This is a genomic window from uncultured Nocardioides sp. (assembly GCF_947489365.1).
Lineage (GTDB): Bacteria > Actinomycetota > Actinomycetes > Propionibacteriales > Nocardioidaceae > Nocardioides.
This window is the reverse complement of the sequence record NZ_CANLDB010000011.1, coordinates 60705-75781: the sequence shown is the minus strand read 5'-3', so window position 1 is coordinate 75781 and position 15077 is coordinate 60705. Positions and strand designations below refer to the sequence as shown.

The window sequence follows — 15077 nt, the reverse complement described above, 5'->3', positions numbered from 1 at the left end:
CGGGGGAGGGGTCACCAGTCGCTGTGGGGCGGGTGCTCGGTCGGTGCGCCCGGCAGTGCGGCCTCGTCGAGGCGGCGCAGGTAGCCCGCGAAACCCCCCGGCGTCCGTCCCGTACGGCGGCCCGAGGTGACGACGGGTGCGCCCGGGTGCGCGGGGGTCCCGGCGGCGAGGAGGGCCGCGACGAGGCCGCGGTCCTCGTGCTCGTCACCCGGACCGAACCCGCCGACCCGGCGGTAGGCCGCCAGCGAGAACCCCAGGTTGGCGCCGTGGACGTGGGCGGCGACCGCCGTCGAGGCGTGCCGCAGGCCCCACGCGTGCAGCAGGGCAGGGGTGACGTCGGCGGCGTCCGGCACGACCCGGCCCACGACCAGCTCGCCGCCCGCGGCGGCGACGTCGACCTGGGTGACGAGCCAGTCGGGGCCGACGACGGTGTCGGCGTCGGTGCCGGCGATCCACACGTCGTCGGCCGGGGGTCCGAGCAGGGTGGCCGCGTGCGCGACCCCGGCGGCACGGGCCGCGCCGACCCGCCCGGCGTCGAGGACGACCGTGGCGACGCCGGCGGCCGCGGCGAGGGCGGCCGAGCCGTCGCGGCAGCGGTCGAGCGCGACGACGACCACCGAGGACCACCCGGGCCGCTCGGCGGTCAGCACGCGACGCGCCCCCTCGACGGCGGCGAGGCAGCGGCCGAGGAGCGCCTCCTCGTCGTGGGCCGGGACCACGACGGCGACGCGCCCCACCTCAGGCCCCCGGGTCCGGGGCCTGCGAGGGCGGGCCCAGGACGAGCAGCTCGACGTCACGGTCGGTCCAGCGACCGATCACGGTGCGCCCGGACCGGGCGAGCCCGGTGGTGAACGCCGCGTGCACCGCGGCGGCGTCGAGCACCCAGCCGTGGACCGGGTGGCGCCAGTGGCAGAGCACCACCACGCCGTCCTCGCGCAGCCGGGCGGCGACCACGTCGACGAGGCGCTCGAGCGCGACGGGGGAGAGGAAGTAGCCGACCTCGGACACGACGACGAGGTCGAGGCCGTCCACGTCGTCGGGCCAGCCGTCCGGCAGCCGGGCCTCGCGGATGGTGACGGCCTCACGACCGGCGAGGCGCTCCCGGGCCGCGGCGACGGCGACCGGGCTGGCGTCGAGCAGGTCCAGGACGTCGCACCGGGCGGCCAGGTCGGCGCCCAGCGCACCGGTCGAGCAGCCGAGCTCGGCGCCGCGGCGGAACCCCTCGCGCGGCAGCGCGGCGAGCAGCAGCGCGCGCTTGCGCCGCTCGTAGAAGCGGCGGTCCACGCCCCAGGGGTCCGCGACGTCGCGGTGCAGGGCGTCGAGCGCGTCGTCGTACGGCGGGCCGGGCAGGAGGACCTCGACGTCGCGGGTGAAGTGCGCGAGCAGGTCGGCGCCCATCAGCGTCGCGTCACCGGGGGCGTCCGACAGCGGCGCGACCTGGCTGGTGTGGGCGGCGACGGCGGCGGCCTTCGCGGTGACGGCGGCGGGGTCGAGCCGCAGCCGGACCCGGTCGGTCGGCAGGTCGCCCGGCGTCCCCCAGTGCCAGGCCCAGACCGGGTACTCGAGCAGCCGAGCGCCGGTGCGGACAGCGGCCGCGGCGGCGGCGCGCCCGACGGCCTCGTGGTCGGGGTGGCCGTCGTGGCGCCAGGTCGCGGCCAGCAGCGTGTCGCGGCCGTCGCCGACGGCGTCCACGACCCGTGCCACGAGGTCGTCGTGGTGCGCGGCGACGGCCCCGTCGGGCAGGCCGAGCAGGACGGGGGACGCGGCGCCGGGGGCGAGCAGCGCGCACGCGTCGACGAGCTCGGCGGCCCGTCGTACGGCGAGGTCCTGCGGGGTGTGCGTCGGCGAGCCCGGGTGGCTGCCCTCGCCGGCGGTGGCGACGAGGACGCGGACGTCGAGCCCGCGGCGGTGGGCGGTGTGGACCAGGCCGCCGGCGCCGAGCGTCTCGTCGTCGGGGTGGGCGGCCACGACGACCAGGGCGCGCAGCGGGCGGCCGTCGTGGGTCCAGTCGAGGTCGGGTCCCTGAGCCGCGTAGGCATCCCACGCGGCGGCGGGGGTGCCCCGCTCGTCGTGGCGGAAGGGCGGGATCCCGTGCTCGGTCACCAGGGGGCCTCGGCGTCCGCCACGAGGCGGCCCAGTGCGGCGGCGTCCCGCTCGGCGTGGTGCTGGCGCAGGTAGAGCGACAGGTCGGCGACGCGGCGGGCGTGCTCGGGCTCCTGGCTCAGCGGGCCCGGCCCGAGGGTGTGGGCGGCGCGGCGCAGCACGTCCTCGGCCGCGGTCGCGACGACCTCGCGGACGCGGGCCGCGAGCAGCATGCCCGCCTCCCCGTCGGCGTCCCCGGCGTCGATCGCGGCGGCGGAGTCGGCGAGGGCCAGGCGGGAGGCGGTGAGCACGGCGTCGATGGCACCCAGGTGCATCAGCGCGACCTGGTCGGGCTCGCGGCGCTGCGCCTGCGCGTGGACGCGGCGGGCGACCCCGACGGCGCCGCCGTGCCACACCGCGGCGACGCCGATGCCGCCCCAGCCGAACCCGGGCCGGACGAGGTACCACCCCGGCCCACCCACGGGGGTGGTGGCGACGTCGGTGAACGCGACCGGGGTGGTGACGACCTCGCTCAGGCCGGCGGGGGACCAGGTGCCGTCCTCGACCTCGACGCCCGGCTGCCGCAGCGCGACGGCGAACAGGCCGCGTCGGGTCTCGTCGACCCAGGCGGTGACCAGCGCGTGCGACACCGTGCCGGCGAGGGAGCACCAGGGCTTGCGACCGGTGAGCCTCCACCCGTCGGGCCCCTCGTGGGCCTCGAGGCGGGCGCCGGGACCCTCGGCGGCGTACACGCCCCAGGTGGCGTCCGGCGGCACGCGCGAGGTGGACGTGGGGCCGGCGGACGGGCCGGCCTCGTCCAGGATCGCGAGGGCGTCCAGGTGCGGCTCCAGGGCGCGGGCGACGACGAGGTCGGCCGCCCCGAGGGTGGCCAGCGCCTCCCAGCGGCGCAGTGTGGCGCCCCGTCCGGGCACGGGAACGGTCCGCCCGAGGGCATCGGCGCGCGCCACGGCCCCCTCGACGCCGGCCCCAGCGAGACCGGCGAGCTCCGCCAGGCCCACGGGGTCGGCGGTGGTCGGGTCCTCGGTCGCACCGAGGCGGACGGGGGCACCCATGTCAGGCCGGGTCGGTGGCGGCCGAGGACTGGACGTCGCCGGTCGACGCGGTGCCCTCGGGCCCCTCGCCGCTGCCGGCGCGGGACCGCTCGAGCGACTCGCGGACGGAGGTGTAGCGGAAGCCGGGCGCGAGCACGTCGCGGCGGACGGCGTCCTCGCGGCAGACCATGTCGTGCTTGAGGCTGGAGACCAGCGAGACGACCTCGGAGCGGTCGAGGCCGCTGATCCGGGCGCAGGCGCGGCCCACGACCGACTCCGGCACGAACGGGATCGGGAAGCGGCGGCGCCGCAGGCCGGCGACGTCGGCGTACAGCGCGAGCAGCTCGGGGTAGGTCAGCACCTCGTCGCCGCCCACGTCGTAGTGGGTGTTGCGCGGGACGGGCAGGGCGCGGCGGACCACCTCGACGACGTCCTCGATGGCGACGGGCTGGATGCGGCTGCGCATCCAGGACGGCACGGGCGTCAGCAGCGGCACCCGCTCGGAGAGCCGGCGCAGGAGCTCGTACGACGTCGAGCCGGCCCCGATGACCATGGCCGCGCGCAGCACGGTGGCGGGCACGGCGGCGTCGAGGAGCACGTCCTCGACCTCCTTGCGGGAGCGGAGGTGGTCCGACAGCTCCCCGTCGGGCACCAGACCCGAGAGGTAGACGACGTGCTGCACCCCCGCGGCCTCGCAGGCGGCGGCGACGCGACGCGCGTGCTCGCGGTCGAGGCGGACGAAGTCGTCGGCGTCCATCGAGTGCACGAGGTAGACCACGGCGTCCACGCCCTCGACGGCGCTCGCGACGAGGTCGGGGTCCTCGAGGTCGAACTCCCGGGTCTCGACGTCGTCGCCCCAGGGGTAGTCGTCGGTGCGCGACGTCGTCCGGCTCGCGGCGATCACGGTGTGACCGTCCGCGACGAGCGCGGGGACGAGGCGCGACCCGACGTACCCGGTGGCGCCGGTCACGAGGATGCGGAGGGACGACGAAGGGTTCACACGTCGTCGTACCCACTGCAGCCCGTGACCGGCGACCGGCCGGGTGTGGCGCGGGCTACCCGAGCCGGGGACCGACCCCCAGCCGGCGCTGCTCCGGCCGGTCGAGGGCACCCTCGCGGTCGGGGACGCCGCCGCGCTCGACGGCGAGGCGCGCGGGGTCGGTCGGGCCGAGGCCCGCCCACCGCATCAGCCGCGTGGTCGCGACCTGCTGGTCGGGCCGGGCGAGGCCCGCGATGGAGGCGCCGTGGTTGCCTCCGGCGACGTACATCCGCAGGCACTCCCGCTCCTTGGCCGTGCGGCCGCAGCGGAACGGCTCGGCGCTCCACGGGTCGTTGCTGCCGTAGACGTAGAGCATCCGCTCGGACTCGGTGCGCACCCAGCGGTCGACGTCCGGCATGGCGGCGGTGTCGAAGTCGATGGGCTTCAGCGCCGCCGGCACGAAGGTCGGGGCGACGTCCGCGCCGGGGAACTCCAGCAGGTCGCGGATGCGGTTCTCGTACGGGTGAGGAGCGCCCAGCTGGTACGACGCCTGGTAGTAGTACGGGACGAACCCGGTGATCGACTGGTCGGAGTAGACGGTCATCCCGACGATCCGGTCGAACCAGTCGTAGACGTCCTCGTTGCTCGTCTCCGCGGTGGGGACGCCGGCGCAGTCCTCCTGGGACTGGTACTGCCAGAAGGCGAAGTAGGCGTCGACGACGCCGGCCTCCCAGCCCAGCTCGGGGTTGCCGACGATGTCCCAGGTCAGGCCCTGGTCCTGCGCGGTCTGCAGCGCACGGCCGAGGAAGTAGTCGCGGCCGGCCCCGAGCACCCGGCGCTGCGCGTCGGTGATGGCGTCGCGGCAGGCCTGCGAGGTGCCGACGCGGCCGAGGAAGCGGTTGTAGACGTCCTGGCGGTCGACCACGTCGTTCGGGGCGACGTACGGCACCGAGCCGTCGACGTCGTCGGGGAAGAACCGGCGGTGGTACGTCGCGGTCATGCCGCCCTTGGAGCCGCCGGTGGTGATCCAGTTCCGGCGGTAGAGGCGCTGGAACGACTCGATGATCTCGTGCTGGTCGGTCGCCGCCTGCTCGATGGTGAGCTGCCGGCGCCAGTTCGGCCTCGCGGGGCGCGAGGGGTCGAAGAAGCGGTACTCCATGCTCAGCTGGTTGGCGTCCAGGATGCGCGCGGGCTCGCTGCGCCCGGGGGACTGGGACACGTTGTAGCCGCTGGTGGACATCACCATCGGCCGCGCCGTGCTCCGGTGCAGCAGGGTGACGCGCTGGGTGAACGTCGGCCCGTCCGGACGGGTGTGGTCGACGGGCTGCTCGAAGCCGATGAGGAAGAACTTGTAGCCCTCCGGCGCGGTCTCCCGCTGCACCGACACGACACCCGGCAGCGCCTCGATGCGCTGCTTCAGCGTGGCGGCGCGTGCCTGCGGCGCGGCTGTGCTCGCGCTCCCGGCACTGGCGGCTGGTGCCGCGGTGGTGGGCGCCGGCGCCGACACCAACCCCACGGCGAGCGCGGCGGACCCGAGTCCTGCGAGCAGACGACGGACACCCATGGACGACCTCCCGAGACGTGAATGGTCCTCGCAACCTACGCTCCGTCCGTGACCTGGGTCACGCGGGAGGGGACGGCCGCGATCCGGGCCTGGGGAGAACGATCGGGGAGATGTCCGCGTCCGCTGGTAGACACGCGGCATGACCTCGACGAGCGCGACGCAGGCGGAGCCGAGCAGCGGTACGGCGGACCGCGCCGCCGTGCGGGAGGAGGCCGAGGGCCTCCTGCGGCGGCTGGTGGGGCGTGACGACGCGGTGCTCCGTGAGGACCAGTGGACGGCGATCGAGGCGCTCGCCGTCGACCGGCGGCGCGCGCTGGTGGTGCAGCGCACCGGGTGGGGCAAGTCGGCGGTCTACTTCCTCGCCACGGCGCTGCTGCGTGCCCGCGGTGCGGGTCCGACGGTCATCGTGAGCCCGCTGCTGGCGCTGATGCGCAACCAGATCGAGGCGGCGGAACGGGCCGGGATCAAGGCCGTCACCATCAACTCCACCAACCTCGACGACTGGGAGGCCGTGCACGCGGACATCTCGAGCGGCGGGGTCGACGTCCTCCTGGTGAGCCCGGAGCGGCTCAACAACCCGTCGTTCCGCGACGAGGTCCTGCCGCGGCTGGCGGCGACCACCGGTCTGCTCGTCGTCGACGAGGCCCACTGCATCTCCGACTGGGGTCACGACTTCCGCCCCGACTACCGCCGCATCCGCACCCTGCTGGGCGACCTGCAGACCGGCATCCCCGTGCTGGCGACGACGGCGACGGCCAACGAGCGGGTGACCCGTGACGTCGCCGAGCAGCTCGCGACCTCCCGCGCGGAGGACGCCGAGCTGGAGCGGCAGGGCGTCCTCGTGCTGCGGGGCTCCCTGGACCGCGAGTCCCTCCGGCTGGGCGTCGTCCGCCTCCGCACGGCGCAGCAACGGCTCGCCTGGCTCGCCGAGCACCTGGGCGACCTCCCCGGCTCGGGCATCGTCTACTGCCTCACCGTCGCGGCGACCGAGGAGGTCGCGGAGCACCTGCGCAAGGCCGGGCACACGGTGGCCGCGTACTCCGGGCGCACCGAGACCGCCGAGCGCCAGAGCCTCGAGGCCGACCTCATCGCCGGGCGCGTCAAGGCCCTCGTCGCGACCAGCGCGCTCGGGATGGGCTTCGACGCCACCCTCGGGTTCGTGGTCAACCTCGGTGCCCCCGCGTCGCCGGTGAGCTACTACCAGCAGGTCGGCCGTGCGGGCCGCGGCACGCCCGAGGCCCCCGCCGTCCTGCTGCCCGCCACCGAGGACCGCGACATCTGGGCGTACTTCGCCTCCCTGGCCTTCCCCCGCGAGCAGCAGGTCCGCGACACGCTCGCCGCCCTGGCCGAGCAGGGGACCTCCAGCACCGCCGTCCTCGAGACGTACGTCGACCTGTCCCGCACCCGCCTCGAGACCATGCTCAAGGTGCTCGACGTCGACGGCGCCGTCCGGCGGGTCCGCGGCGGCTGGGAGTCCACCGGGCAGCCGTGGACGTACGACGAGGAGCGCTACCGCCGTGTCACCGAGGCGCGGGAGCGCGAGCAGCAGGCGATGCTCGACTACCTCGACACCGACGAGTGCCGCATGGCCTACCTGCGTCGCCAGCTCGACGACCCCCTGCCGGAGGGCGCCTCGGCCGCGTGCGGACGCTGCGACAACTGCGGCGGCCTCGACCTCGCGGCGTCGGTCAGCGACGACGCCCTGAGTGCCGCCGACGAGGCGCTCGCCCGCCCGGGCGTGACGCTGTCGCCGCGCAAGCTCTGGCCCACCGGCCTCGCCAACCTCGGCCTCGACCTCAAGGGCAAGATCGCCGACGGCCCCGCGGAGGGCCGGGCCGTCGCCCGCCTCACCGACCTCGGCCACGGCCAGGCGCTGCGGGCGCTGTTCACGGCTCGCGTCGACGACCAGGACGGACCGGTGCCCCCCGGGCTGGTGCAGGCCGTCCTCGAGGTGCTCGGGGACTGGCCCGAGGCGCGGGCCGTCTCCTCGGTGGCGTACGTCGACTCGACCACCCGCCCGCAGCTGGTCCGGGACCTCGCGAGCGGGGTGTCCCGCTCGCTCGGCGTCCCGATCGTCGCGCGCCTGGCCGTGGTGGACCCCGACGTCGAGCCGGGGCGCGGCGCCGCGAACTCCGCGCGCCGGGTGGCGGCGGTGCAGCGGCGCTACGCCCTCGAGCTCGCGCCCGACCGTGACGAGGTCACGGGGACGGTCTTGCTGGTCGACGACCTGCAGGTGACCGGCTGGACGCTCACCGTCGCGGGACGGGCGCTGCGCGGCGCCGGGGCCGGGGCCGTCCTGCCTCTGACCCTGGGCCTGCAGGCCTGAGGTGCGCGGCAGGCGCGCCCGTCAGCGGGCGCCGGCCGCGGGCCGGTGGGCGCCGTCCGGGTAGTACTCCACCCGGCGCCCCCGCCCGTCGATCGAGCGCAGCAGGCGCAGCCCGCCGGCCTCGACGGTGCGGCTGCTGAGCCAGGCCAGTGCCACGGTCGGCACGGCGACCAGCACGGCGGTGACGAGGAAGACCCCGCCGGGGGCGGGATCGGGCAGAACGCCGAGGTGCCCGAGCAGACGCATCGCCGGCTCGTGGATCAGGTAGATGCCGTAGCCGAGCCCGCCGAGCCAGGTCATGGACGGCAGGGTCAGCACCCGCGGCCACGGACCGTCGTGCAGGACGACGGCGGCGAGGGCCACCGCGATGGCGGCGGCGTACGCCGGGTGCCACCACAGGCCCGACAGGTCGTGGGGCCGCTGCACGGCGAGGACCGCGAGGGCGAGCAGGCCCGTCGTCGCGGCCGCCCACCGCCCGGGCCGCGGGAGCCGGACCCCGGACGCGGCGAGGACGGCGAGCAGCATGCCCAGGCCGAAGTCCGCGGCCCGCGACAGCGGCGAGAAGGTGATCGACCAGTTCGTCGGCTCCGGCTGCACGACGAGGACGACCACGGCGAGGTAGGCGAGCCCGGCGAGCACCAGCGCGACGCCCGGCGCCGCGACGAGGGCCGTACGGCGGCGCCGGTCGGCGACCCCGGCGGTGAGGCGGTGCAGGAGCGGGACGAGGGCCGCGACCAGCAGGTAGAAGTGGAACTCGACGGCCAGCGTCCAGGCCGGTCCGTTGGTCCAGAAGATGTAGGTGTCGGAGTAGACGTGGGTGAACGTCAGGTGCAGCAGCAGGTCGCCCCAGTGGCCCGGCAGGCTCGGGTTGGTGACCGCCCACACGAGGAGGACGACCACCACGTACAGCGGTAGCAGCCGGGCCATGCGTCGGACGAGCACCACCCAGCCCGGACGTCCGGTCCGGCCGTCGACGGCCGCGCGGGCCACCGGTAGCCAGAGCACGAGGGCCGACAGGACGAAGAACAGGTCGACGAAGGCGTCCGTGCCCAGCATGAGCTGGTGCGGCAGCCCGTCCCAGGGCCACGCGGACGTCGGGCCGGTGCGGTTCAGCTGGTAGGCGTGGAAGGTGAGCACCGACAGCGCGGCCAGCGCCCGGATCACGCCCAGCGGGTAGCGGGGGCCCCGGTCCTCCCGGGCGGGAGCGGGGGCGGCGGTCGTGGGGGTGGGGGTCGCCGTGGTCACGCGGCCTCCTCGATCGGGGTCTCGGTGTCGGTGTCGGTGTCGTCGGCGGTGTGGTTGCCGGCGGTGCGCGGGGTGACCACCCACTGGTGCTCGCCGCGCAGCTGCTTGAGGTGGGCCACCCGGTTCACCAGGTTCTTGAAAGCGGTGTAGCCGAGCAGGTTGCCGACCAGCGCGTAGGCGAACCACCGGGGGTGCTGCCGGATCTCCGGCGCGGCCAGTCGCCACGCGGCGAGGGTCTGCACCGGCCCGGAGACGGTCACCACGAGGGTGAGCAGGGCGAAGATCGGCGAGGTCATGTCGATGCCGCCGTCGCGCCACGCCAGGAACGCGAGCAGCGGCCAGGTGGCCATCGCGATCCACGGGTAGAGCTCGCGCCAGCCCATGAGGTACGTCGCCCCGAGCTTCTGGCGGGCCGACAGCAGCGGGGAGCTCAGCACCGGCCGCAGGTGGCGGCACGACACCTGGAACCAGCCCTGCGCCCAGCGCATCCGCTGCTTCCACAGCTGGCGGAGCGTCTCGGGTGCCAGCTCGCGGCTGACGAGGCCGGGGTCGGACACGATCCGGCCGCCGGCGGCGAGCACGCGCATGGAGGCCTCGATGTCCTCGGTGAGGAACGAACCGCGCAGGCGCACCTGCTCCAGCGCCGAGGCGCGCCAGAAACCGTTCGACCCGCCGAAGATCCCGAAGCCGTGCAGCTGGGCCCGACCGGGGTGGGCGACGGCGTAGATCTGCTCGAACTCGACGGCGACGAGGCGGGTCAGCCAGTTCGTGCCGCCGTTGCGGATGACGCAGTGGCCCTGCACGACGTCGGCCTCCTCGGCCAGCCAGTGCCAGGCCCGCTCGAAGGCGCCGTCCGCGGGGTGGTGGTCGGCGTCGAAGACCCCGACGATCTCGCCCTCGGCCACGCGGAGCGCGGCGTTGACGTTCTGCGCCTTGGAGGTGCTGTCGGGCACCCGGATCACGGTCAGGTCGGGCTCGGACTCCGCCATCGCGTGCAGCTCGACCTCGACGGCCAGGGGCGTGGGCGAGTTGTAGGCGAGCAGCACCTGCAGGCCACCGGGGTAGTCGTGCGCGAGGAACACCCGCAGGGTCTCGAGGATGGTGTCGGCCTCGTTCGGCAGGTACGCCGCGACGACGGCGGTCGCCCGCGGGGCCGGGGTCTCGGGCCGCGGCGGCAGCCGCGGCGGGTCGAAGGCGGCGGCCGACTCCGCCCAGATCGTCACCGCGGTGACGAGCAGCGAGACGACCAGCGCCCAGTAGAGGCCGCTGGAGAGGTCGAGGCCGACGAGGGACGTCGCGACGAGGCCGAGGAAACCGGCGCCCACCGTGCCGACGGTCGCCCACAGGATCTGGTGGCCGGTCGACCACCGCGTGATGCGCGGCGTCCGGGAGCGGCGTGCCGACGGGGTCGCCCGGGGCTGCATGTCGCGCTGGCGGACCGACTCCTCGGCGGCGTCCGTCGCCTCGTCCAGGGCCGCGACCGGGCTCAGCCGGCGGTTGACGGGCGCCCACCCGACGCCGAGGTCGAGCAGGCCCGCGTCACCGGGCGCGAGGGCGGAGAGGACCTCGATGGCGTGGTACGCCATGGCCTGCAGCCGGACGGGACGGGCCGACCGGTCGTCGCGCCGCAGGCGCAGGGCCAGCCTCCCGTCGGGGAGCACGGTGACGAGCTCGTCGGGGCGCAGGTGGCGCGACAGGTCGCGGGCCGCGCTCTCGAGCACCTCGGCGGGGGGCAGGGCGGACGGCGTCACGGCCGAGCCCTCGGCCCACCGGGGGGCGAGGACGGCGACGATCTCGCGACGCGGGGGGCGCCCGATGCGGGCGGGACGGGGTCGGACCAGGTCGTCGCGGTCGACGAGCCGGCCGGCGGGGGGAAGCATGCGCAGGGTCATTCGTGAGGCCTTTCCTGGGCACGGTCACGGGGACGGGTCAGGAGCGGTCCCGGGGGGGACGGGGCGCGCACACCGGGGCACACCCGGTGGCGGCGGTCGCGTGCGGTCGACGGTGACGCGCAACGGCAGCCCACCACGGTGGCGGGGGGCCACGGCCGGGTGCAAGTCGACGCGGCGTGTTCCCGGTCACGACGGCGGTCATGTCGCCTCGGGGCGTCCGTCGTCGCAGGTCAGAGCCCTGCCGACACGTGTGACACCTCGCCGGTGAACAGTGTTCACAGGTTATCCACCGGGTGGGGATGACGGTCCCGACCCGGTGGAGGCACGGTCCGCGGGCAGGCCGTGCGCGGACTCCGGGCGGCGTCGGCGGCGGCCCCTACGCTGGTCGCGACGGACGCCGGTCCGTCGTCGTCCAGGAGGTGCCCGCTGAGCTTCGTCCCCCTCACGGGCCCCGCCGAGCTGTCGGTCGCCGACCCGCCCCGCGAGACCGTGGTGACCTTCACCGGCGGGTCGGACCGCGCCCGGACCGTCCCCCTGCCGATGCAGGCGGCGCTGCCGGTGCTCACCCGCGCCACCGCCCGGGACGACGTCGACCCCAGCGTGGCTCTGCTCGCGGGTGCGGCGCTGCTCGGCGTCCGGATGGTCGCCGCGGCCCGGTTCGAGCCCGGCACCACCGCGGACGGCGCGCCCTGCTGGCGCGTCCCCGCCCCGACCGCGGCGGAGGAGGAGCGCGCCGCGGCCCTCGCCGCGGCCCGGGCGTACGGCGACCTCGACGCCGCCGCGGCCCGCGAGCTCGTCGACTCGGTCGTCGCCGCGGTCGTGGACACGATGCCGCGGGCCGCCCCCACGCGCGCCGCCCGACCGTCGGTGGCGCTCCACCGCCCCCCGGCCGCGAGCCCGCCGGCCCCGTCGTACGGCGACCGGCTGGGCCGCCGCCTGGCCGCCAAGCTGTCCGCGGTCACCGACGACCGGCCCCAGCTCGTCACCCTCTCGCTGCGGGTCGAGGCCGACGAGCAGGAGCTGCGCGGCGGGGCCGTCCGCGTCGTCGCGCAGGTCCACGACGAGCGGAACCCGCTGCACCTCGCCGACGCGGCCACGCTGTGGACCGAGAACGGACCCGACGCCTCCCACGGCTTCGGCGACCGCGCCCGCGTCCACGCCGGGATCGCGCTGCGCGCGGCCGCACAGGCCTGGCCGGTCCTCGACCGGCTGCTGGACCTCGCCGTCCCGGACCAGATCACCCTCGACGGCGAGGAGGTCGCCGACCTCCTCGAGCACGGGGTGGAGGCGCTACGGGACCGCGGTGTCGACGTCCTGTGGCCCCGCAGCCTGGGCCGCGACCTCACGACCGTCGCCGTCCTCGACGCGGTCCCCGAGCAGCAGGGTCCCCGCGAGAAGGTCGTCCGGGAGGGCGAGATCCAGGAGGGTCTGCTCTCCACGCGGGCGGTGTTCGCCTTCAACTGGAGGGTCTCGCTCCACGGCGAGCCCCTCACGGACGCCGAGATGGACGAGCTCGCCGACGCCACCAGCCCGCTGCTCCGGCTGCGCGGCAACTGGGTCGTCGTCGACCCGCTGACCGCCCGCCGCGCCCGCAAGCGCCTGCTGCGGACGGTCCCCGCCGTCGAGGCCGTCGCCGCGGGCCTCTCGGGGCGCGTCGAGGTCGAGCACGCCGAGGAGCAGGTCGTCGTCGGCGCCACCCTCGAGCGGCTGCGCGCCGACCTGCTCGGCGCCGCCACCCGCGAGCCCGTGCCCGACCCGCCCGGCCTCGACGCGACGCTGCGCGACTACCAGCGCCACGGCCTGACCTGGCTCGCCGACCTCACCGCGCGCGGCCTCGGCGGCTGCCTCGCCGACGACATGGGCCTCGGCAAGACGCTGACCACGATCGCCCTCCACCTGCACCGGCGGCACCTCGCCGAGCAGCGTGGCGTGGCCCCCGGGGCGACGCTCGTCGTGTGCCCCACCTCCCTGCTCGGCAACTGGGAGGCCGAGATCCGCCGCTTCGCCCCCGGCGTCGAGGTCCGCCGCTTCCACGGCACGCGGCGTTCGTTGGAGGGCGTGACCGGCGGGTTCGTGCTGACGACGTACGGCACCCTGCGCACTGCCGTCGACGACCTCGCCGGCGCGGGGTGGGACCTCGTGGTCGCCGACGAGGCGCAGCACGTGAAGAACCCCCGTTCCGCCACGGCGCGGGCCCTCCGCAGGGTGGACTCGACGGCCCGCGTCGCCCTCACGGGCACCCCGGTGGAGAACAACCTCGAGGAGCTGTGGGCGATCCTCGACTGGGCCTGCCCCGGCCTGCTCGGCAGCCGGCTGGCCTTCCGGCGCCGGTGGGCCGTGCCCATCGAGTCCGGGAACGACCCGGAGACCGCCCGGCACTTCGCGGACCTCGTCACGCCCTTCCTCCTTCGACGGCGCAAGTCCGACCCCGGCGTCGCCCCGGAGCTGCCGGCGAAGTTCGACACCGACCACGTCCTGGGCCTCACGACGGAGCAGACGGTCCTGTACGAGGGCTTCGTCCGGGACACGATGGAACGCATCGCCCGGTCCGACCCCGACCACCGCCGCGGCCTGGTCCTGACGCTGCTGACCGGGCTGAAGCAGATCTGCAACCACCCGGCGCAGTTCCTCGCCCAGACCGACCCCCGGCTCGCCGGCCGCTCCGAGAAGCTCGACCTGCTCGGCGACCTCCTCGGCACCGTCGTCGCCGAGGACGGCGCCGCGCTGGTGTTCACCCAGTACGTCGCGATGGCCCGGCTGGTGTCGGTCCACCTGGCGCGGCTGGGCGTCGAGCACCACCTGCTGCACGGCGGCACCCCGGTCGCCGAGCGGGAGCGGATGGTGGCGTCGTTCCAGGCCGGGGAGGTCCCGGTGTTCCTGCTCTCGCTCAAGGCCGGTGGCACCGGGCTGAACCTGACCCGCGCCGACCACGTCGTCCACGTCGACCGCTGGTGGAACCCCGCCGTCGAGGACCAGGCCACCGACCGCGCCCACCGGATCGGCCGGACCCGCCCGGTCCAGGTCCACCGGCTCATGTGCGAGGGCACCGTCGAGGAGCGCATCGGCCTGCTGCTGGAGCGCAAGCGGGGGATCGCCGACAGCGTCCTAGCCCGCGGCGAGACCGCCCTGACCGAGCTGGACGACGCCGACCTGCGTGACCTCGTGGCGCTGCGCCGCCCGGACGGGGGCTGAGGCCCGTGGCCGCCGTCACCCACGCCCGCGTGGCCACGTCGCGCCGCGGCCGGTCCACGGGCTGGTGGTCCAAGGCGTGGCTGCGCGCGGTGGAGGAGGCGGCGTACGGCGAGGCGGACCTCCGCCGGGGCCGCTCGATCGCCCGCAGCGGGAAGGTCGGGGCCGTCACGGTGGAGGGCGGCGCGTTCGTCGCCGCCGTCGAGGAGGGCGACGACGCGCACACCGTCTCCGGGACGGTCGAGACCTGGGACGACGTCTCCACGAGCACGCTGGTCGAGATCGTCGCGGCCCAGTCCGGCCGGGTCACCGCCCTGCTCGCGGGCGAGCTGCCGCTGTCGCTGGTCGAGGACGCCGAGGAGGGCGGCGTCGAGCTCGTCCCGTACGCCGGGGAGCTGGGCGCGACCTGCACCTGCCAGGCGTGGCTCGACCCCTGCCCCCACGCCCTCGCGGTGCTGACCGTGCTCGCCCACCTGCTGGACCGCGACCCGCTGGTGCTGTTCCACCTCCGCGGCCTCGACCGGGAGCAGCTGCTGGCCCGCCTGCACGCCCGCACCGCCGAGCCGGTCGGGGACCGGGCCCCTGCGGACGCGGACGGTCACGAGGCACCCGACGCCGACGAGGAGCAGGACCTCGACGTCGGCCTCGACGCCGTCCTGCGGGCCCAGCGCCTGCTGGAGCTCGTCGCCCGCGGCGACGCGGCCACGGAACACCTGTTCTGAATCGGCGCCGCGCCGTCCTAGGGTGA

The 15077-nt window shown here is 75.9% G+C and carries 10 protein-coding genes; 3 read left to right on the top strand and 7 right to left on the bottom strand.

Features of this window, described 5'->3' with window-relative positions:
* Positions 1-11: 11 nt before the first annotated feature.
* The 5 genes from Q0858_RS20950 to Q0858_RS20930 are packed head-to-tail and all read right to left on the bottom strand — an operon-like array spanning position 12 to position 5677.
* Complete coding sequence (locus tag Q0858_RS20950) at positions 12-737, bottom strand: glycosyltransferase (RefSeq protein ID WP_299058308.1); 726 nt, start codon at positions 735-737, stop codon at positions 12-14.
* Position 738: 1 nt separating this feature from the next.
* Positions 739-2103: a bifunctional PIG-L family deacetylase/class I SAM-dependent methyltransferase gene (locus Q0858_RS20945; RefSeq protein ID WP_299058307.1), complete on the bottom strand. Its 1365-nt coding sequence runs from the start codon at positions 2101-2103 to the stop codon at positions 739-741.
* Positions 2100-3155, bottom strand: a complete 1056-nt coding sequence (locus tag Q0858_RS20940; protein WP_299058306.1) for an acyl-CoA dehydrogenase family protein — start codon at positions 3153-3155, stop codon at positions 2100-2102. The genes Q0858_RS20945 and Q0858_RS20940 overlap by 4 nt, the downstream gene beginning before the upstream one ends.
* Position 3156: 1 nt before the next feature.
* Positions 3157-4134 carry an NAD(P)H-binding protein gene (locus tag Q0858_RS20935; RefSeq protein ID WP_299058305.1) on the bottom strand — a complete coding sequence of 326 codons (978 nt, stop codon included), beginning with the start codon at positions 4132-4134 and terminating at the stop codon, positions 3157-3159.
* A gap of 55 nt (positions 4135-4189) precedes the next feature.
* On the bottom strand, positions 4190-5677 hold the full coding sequence (locus Q0858_RS20930; RefSeq protein ID WP_299058304.1) for a S28 family serine protease: 1488 nt from the start codon (positions 5675-5677) through the stop codon (positions 4190-4192).
* A 139-nt stretch (positions 5678-5816) separates the two neighbouring features.
* Here Q0858_RS20930 and Q0858_RS20925 point away from each other — a divergent pair, with 139 nt between their 5' ends.
* Positions 5817-8003 (top strand): DEAD/DEAH box helicase, encoded by a 2187-nt coding sequence (locus Q0858_RS20925; RefSeq protein ID WP_299058303.1) that lies wholly within the window; start codon positions 5817-5819, stop codon positions 8001-8003.
* Positions 8004-8024: 21 nt separating this feature from the next.
* Here the strand turns inward: Q0858_RS20925 and Q0858_RS20920 are convergent, their stop codons facing one another.
* The gene (locus Q0858_RS20920; RefSeq protein WP_299058302.1) at positions 8025-9248 is read right to left on the bottom strand and encodes an acyltransferase; all 1224 of its coding nucleotides are present in this window, start codon (positions 9246-9248) and stop codon (positions 8025-8027) included.
* Positions 9245-11128: a glycosyltransferase family 2 protein gene (locus Q0858_RS20915; RefSeq protein WP_299058301.1), complete on the bottom strand. Its 1884-nt coding sequence runs from the start codon at positions 11126-11128 to the stop codon at positions 9245-9247. Before Q0858_RS20915 ends, Q0858_RS20920 begins: the two co-directional genes overlap by 4 nt.
* A gap of 354 nt (positions 11129-11482) precedes the next feature.
* Here Q0858_RS20915 and Q0858_RS20910 point away from each other — a divergent pair, with 354 nt between their 5' ends.
* Positions 11483-14332: a DEAD/DEAH box helicase gene (locus Q0858_RS20910; protein ID WP_299058300.1), complete on the top strand. Its 2850-nt coding sequence runs from the start codon at positions 11483-11485 to the stop codon at positions 14330-14332.
* Positions 14333-14337: 5 nt separating this feature from the next.
* Positions 14338-15051, top strand: a complete 714-nt coding sequence (locus tag Q0858_RS20905; protein WP_299058299.1) for an SWIM zinc finger family protein — start codon at positions 14338-14340, stop codon at positions 15049-15051.
* Positions 15052-15077: the final 26 nt, after the last annotated feature.

Bases quoted from the DNA above. Each gene is read 5' to 3' on its own strand.
- Q0858_RS20930 (WP_299058304.1), bottom strand. From the start codon at position 5,677: ATGGGTGTCCGTCGTCTGCTCGCAGGACTCGGGTCCGCCGCGCTCGCC.
- Q0858_RS20925 (WP_299058303.1), top strand. From the start codon at position 5,817: ATGACCTCGACGAGCGCGACGCAGGCGGAGCCGAGCAGCGGTACGGCG.
- Q0858_RS20940 (WP_299058306.1), bottom strand. From the start codon at position 3,155: ATGGGTGCCCCCGTCCGCCTCGGTGCGACCGAGGACCCGACCACCGCC.
- Q0858_RS20915 (WP_299058301.1), bottom strand. From the start codon at position 11,128: ATGCTTCCCCCCGCCGGCCGGCTCGTCGACCGCGACGACCTGGTCCGA.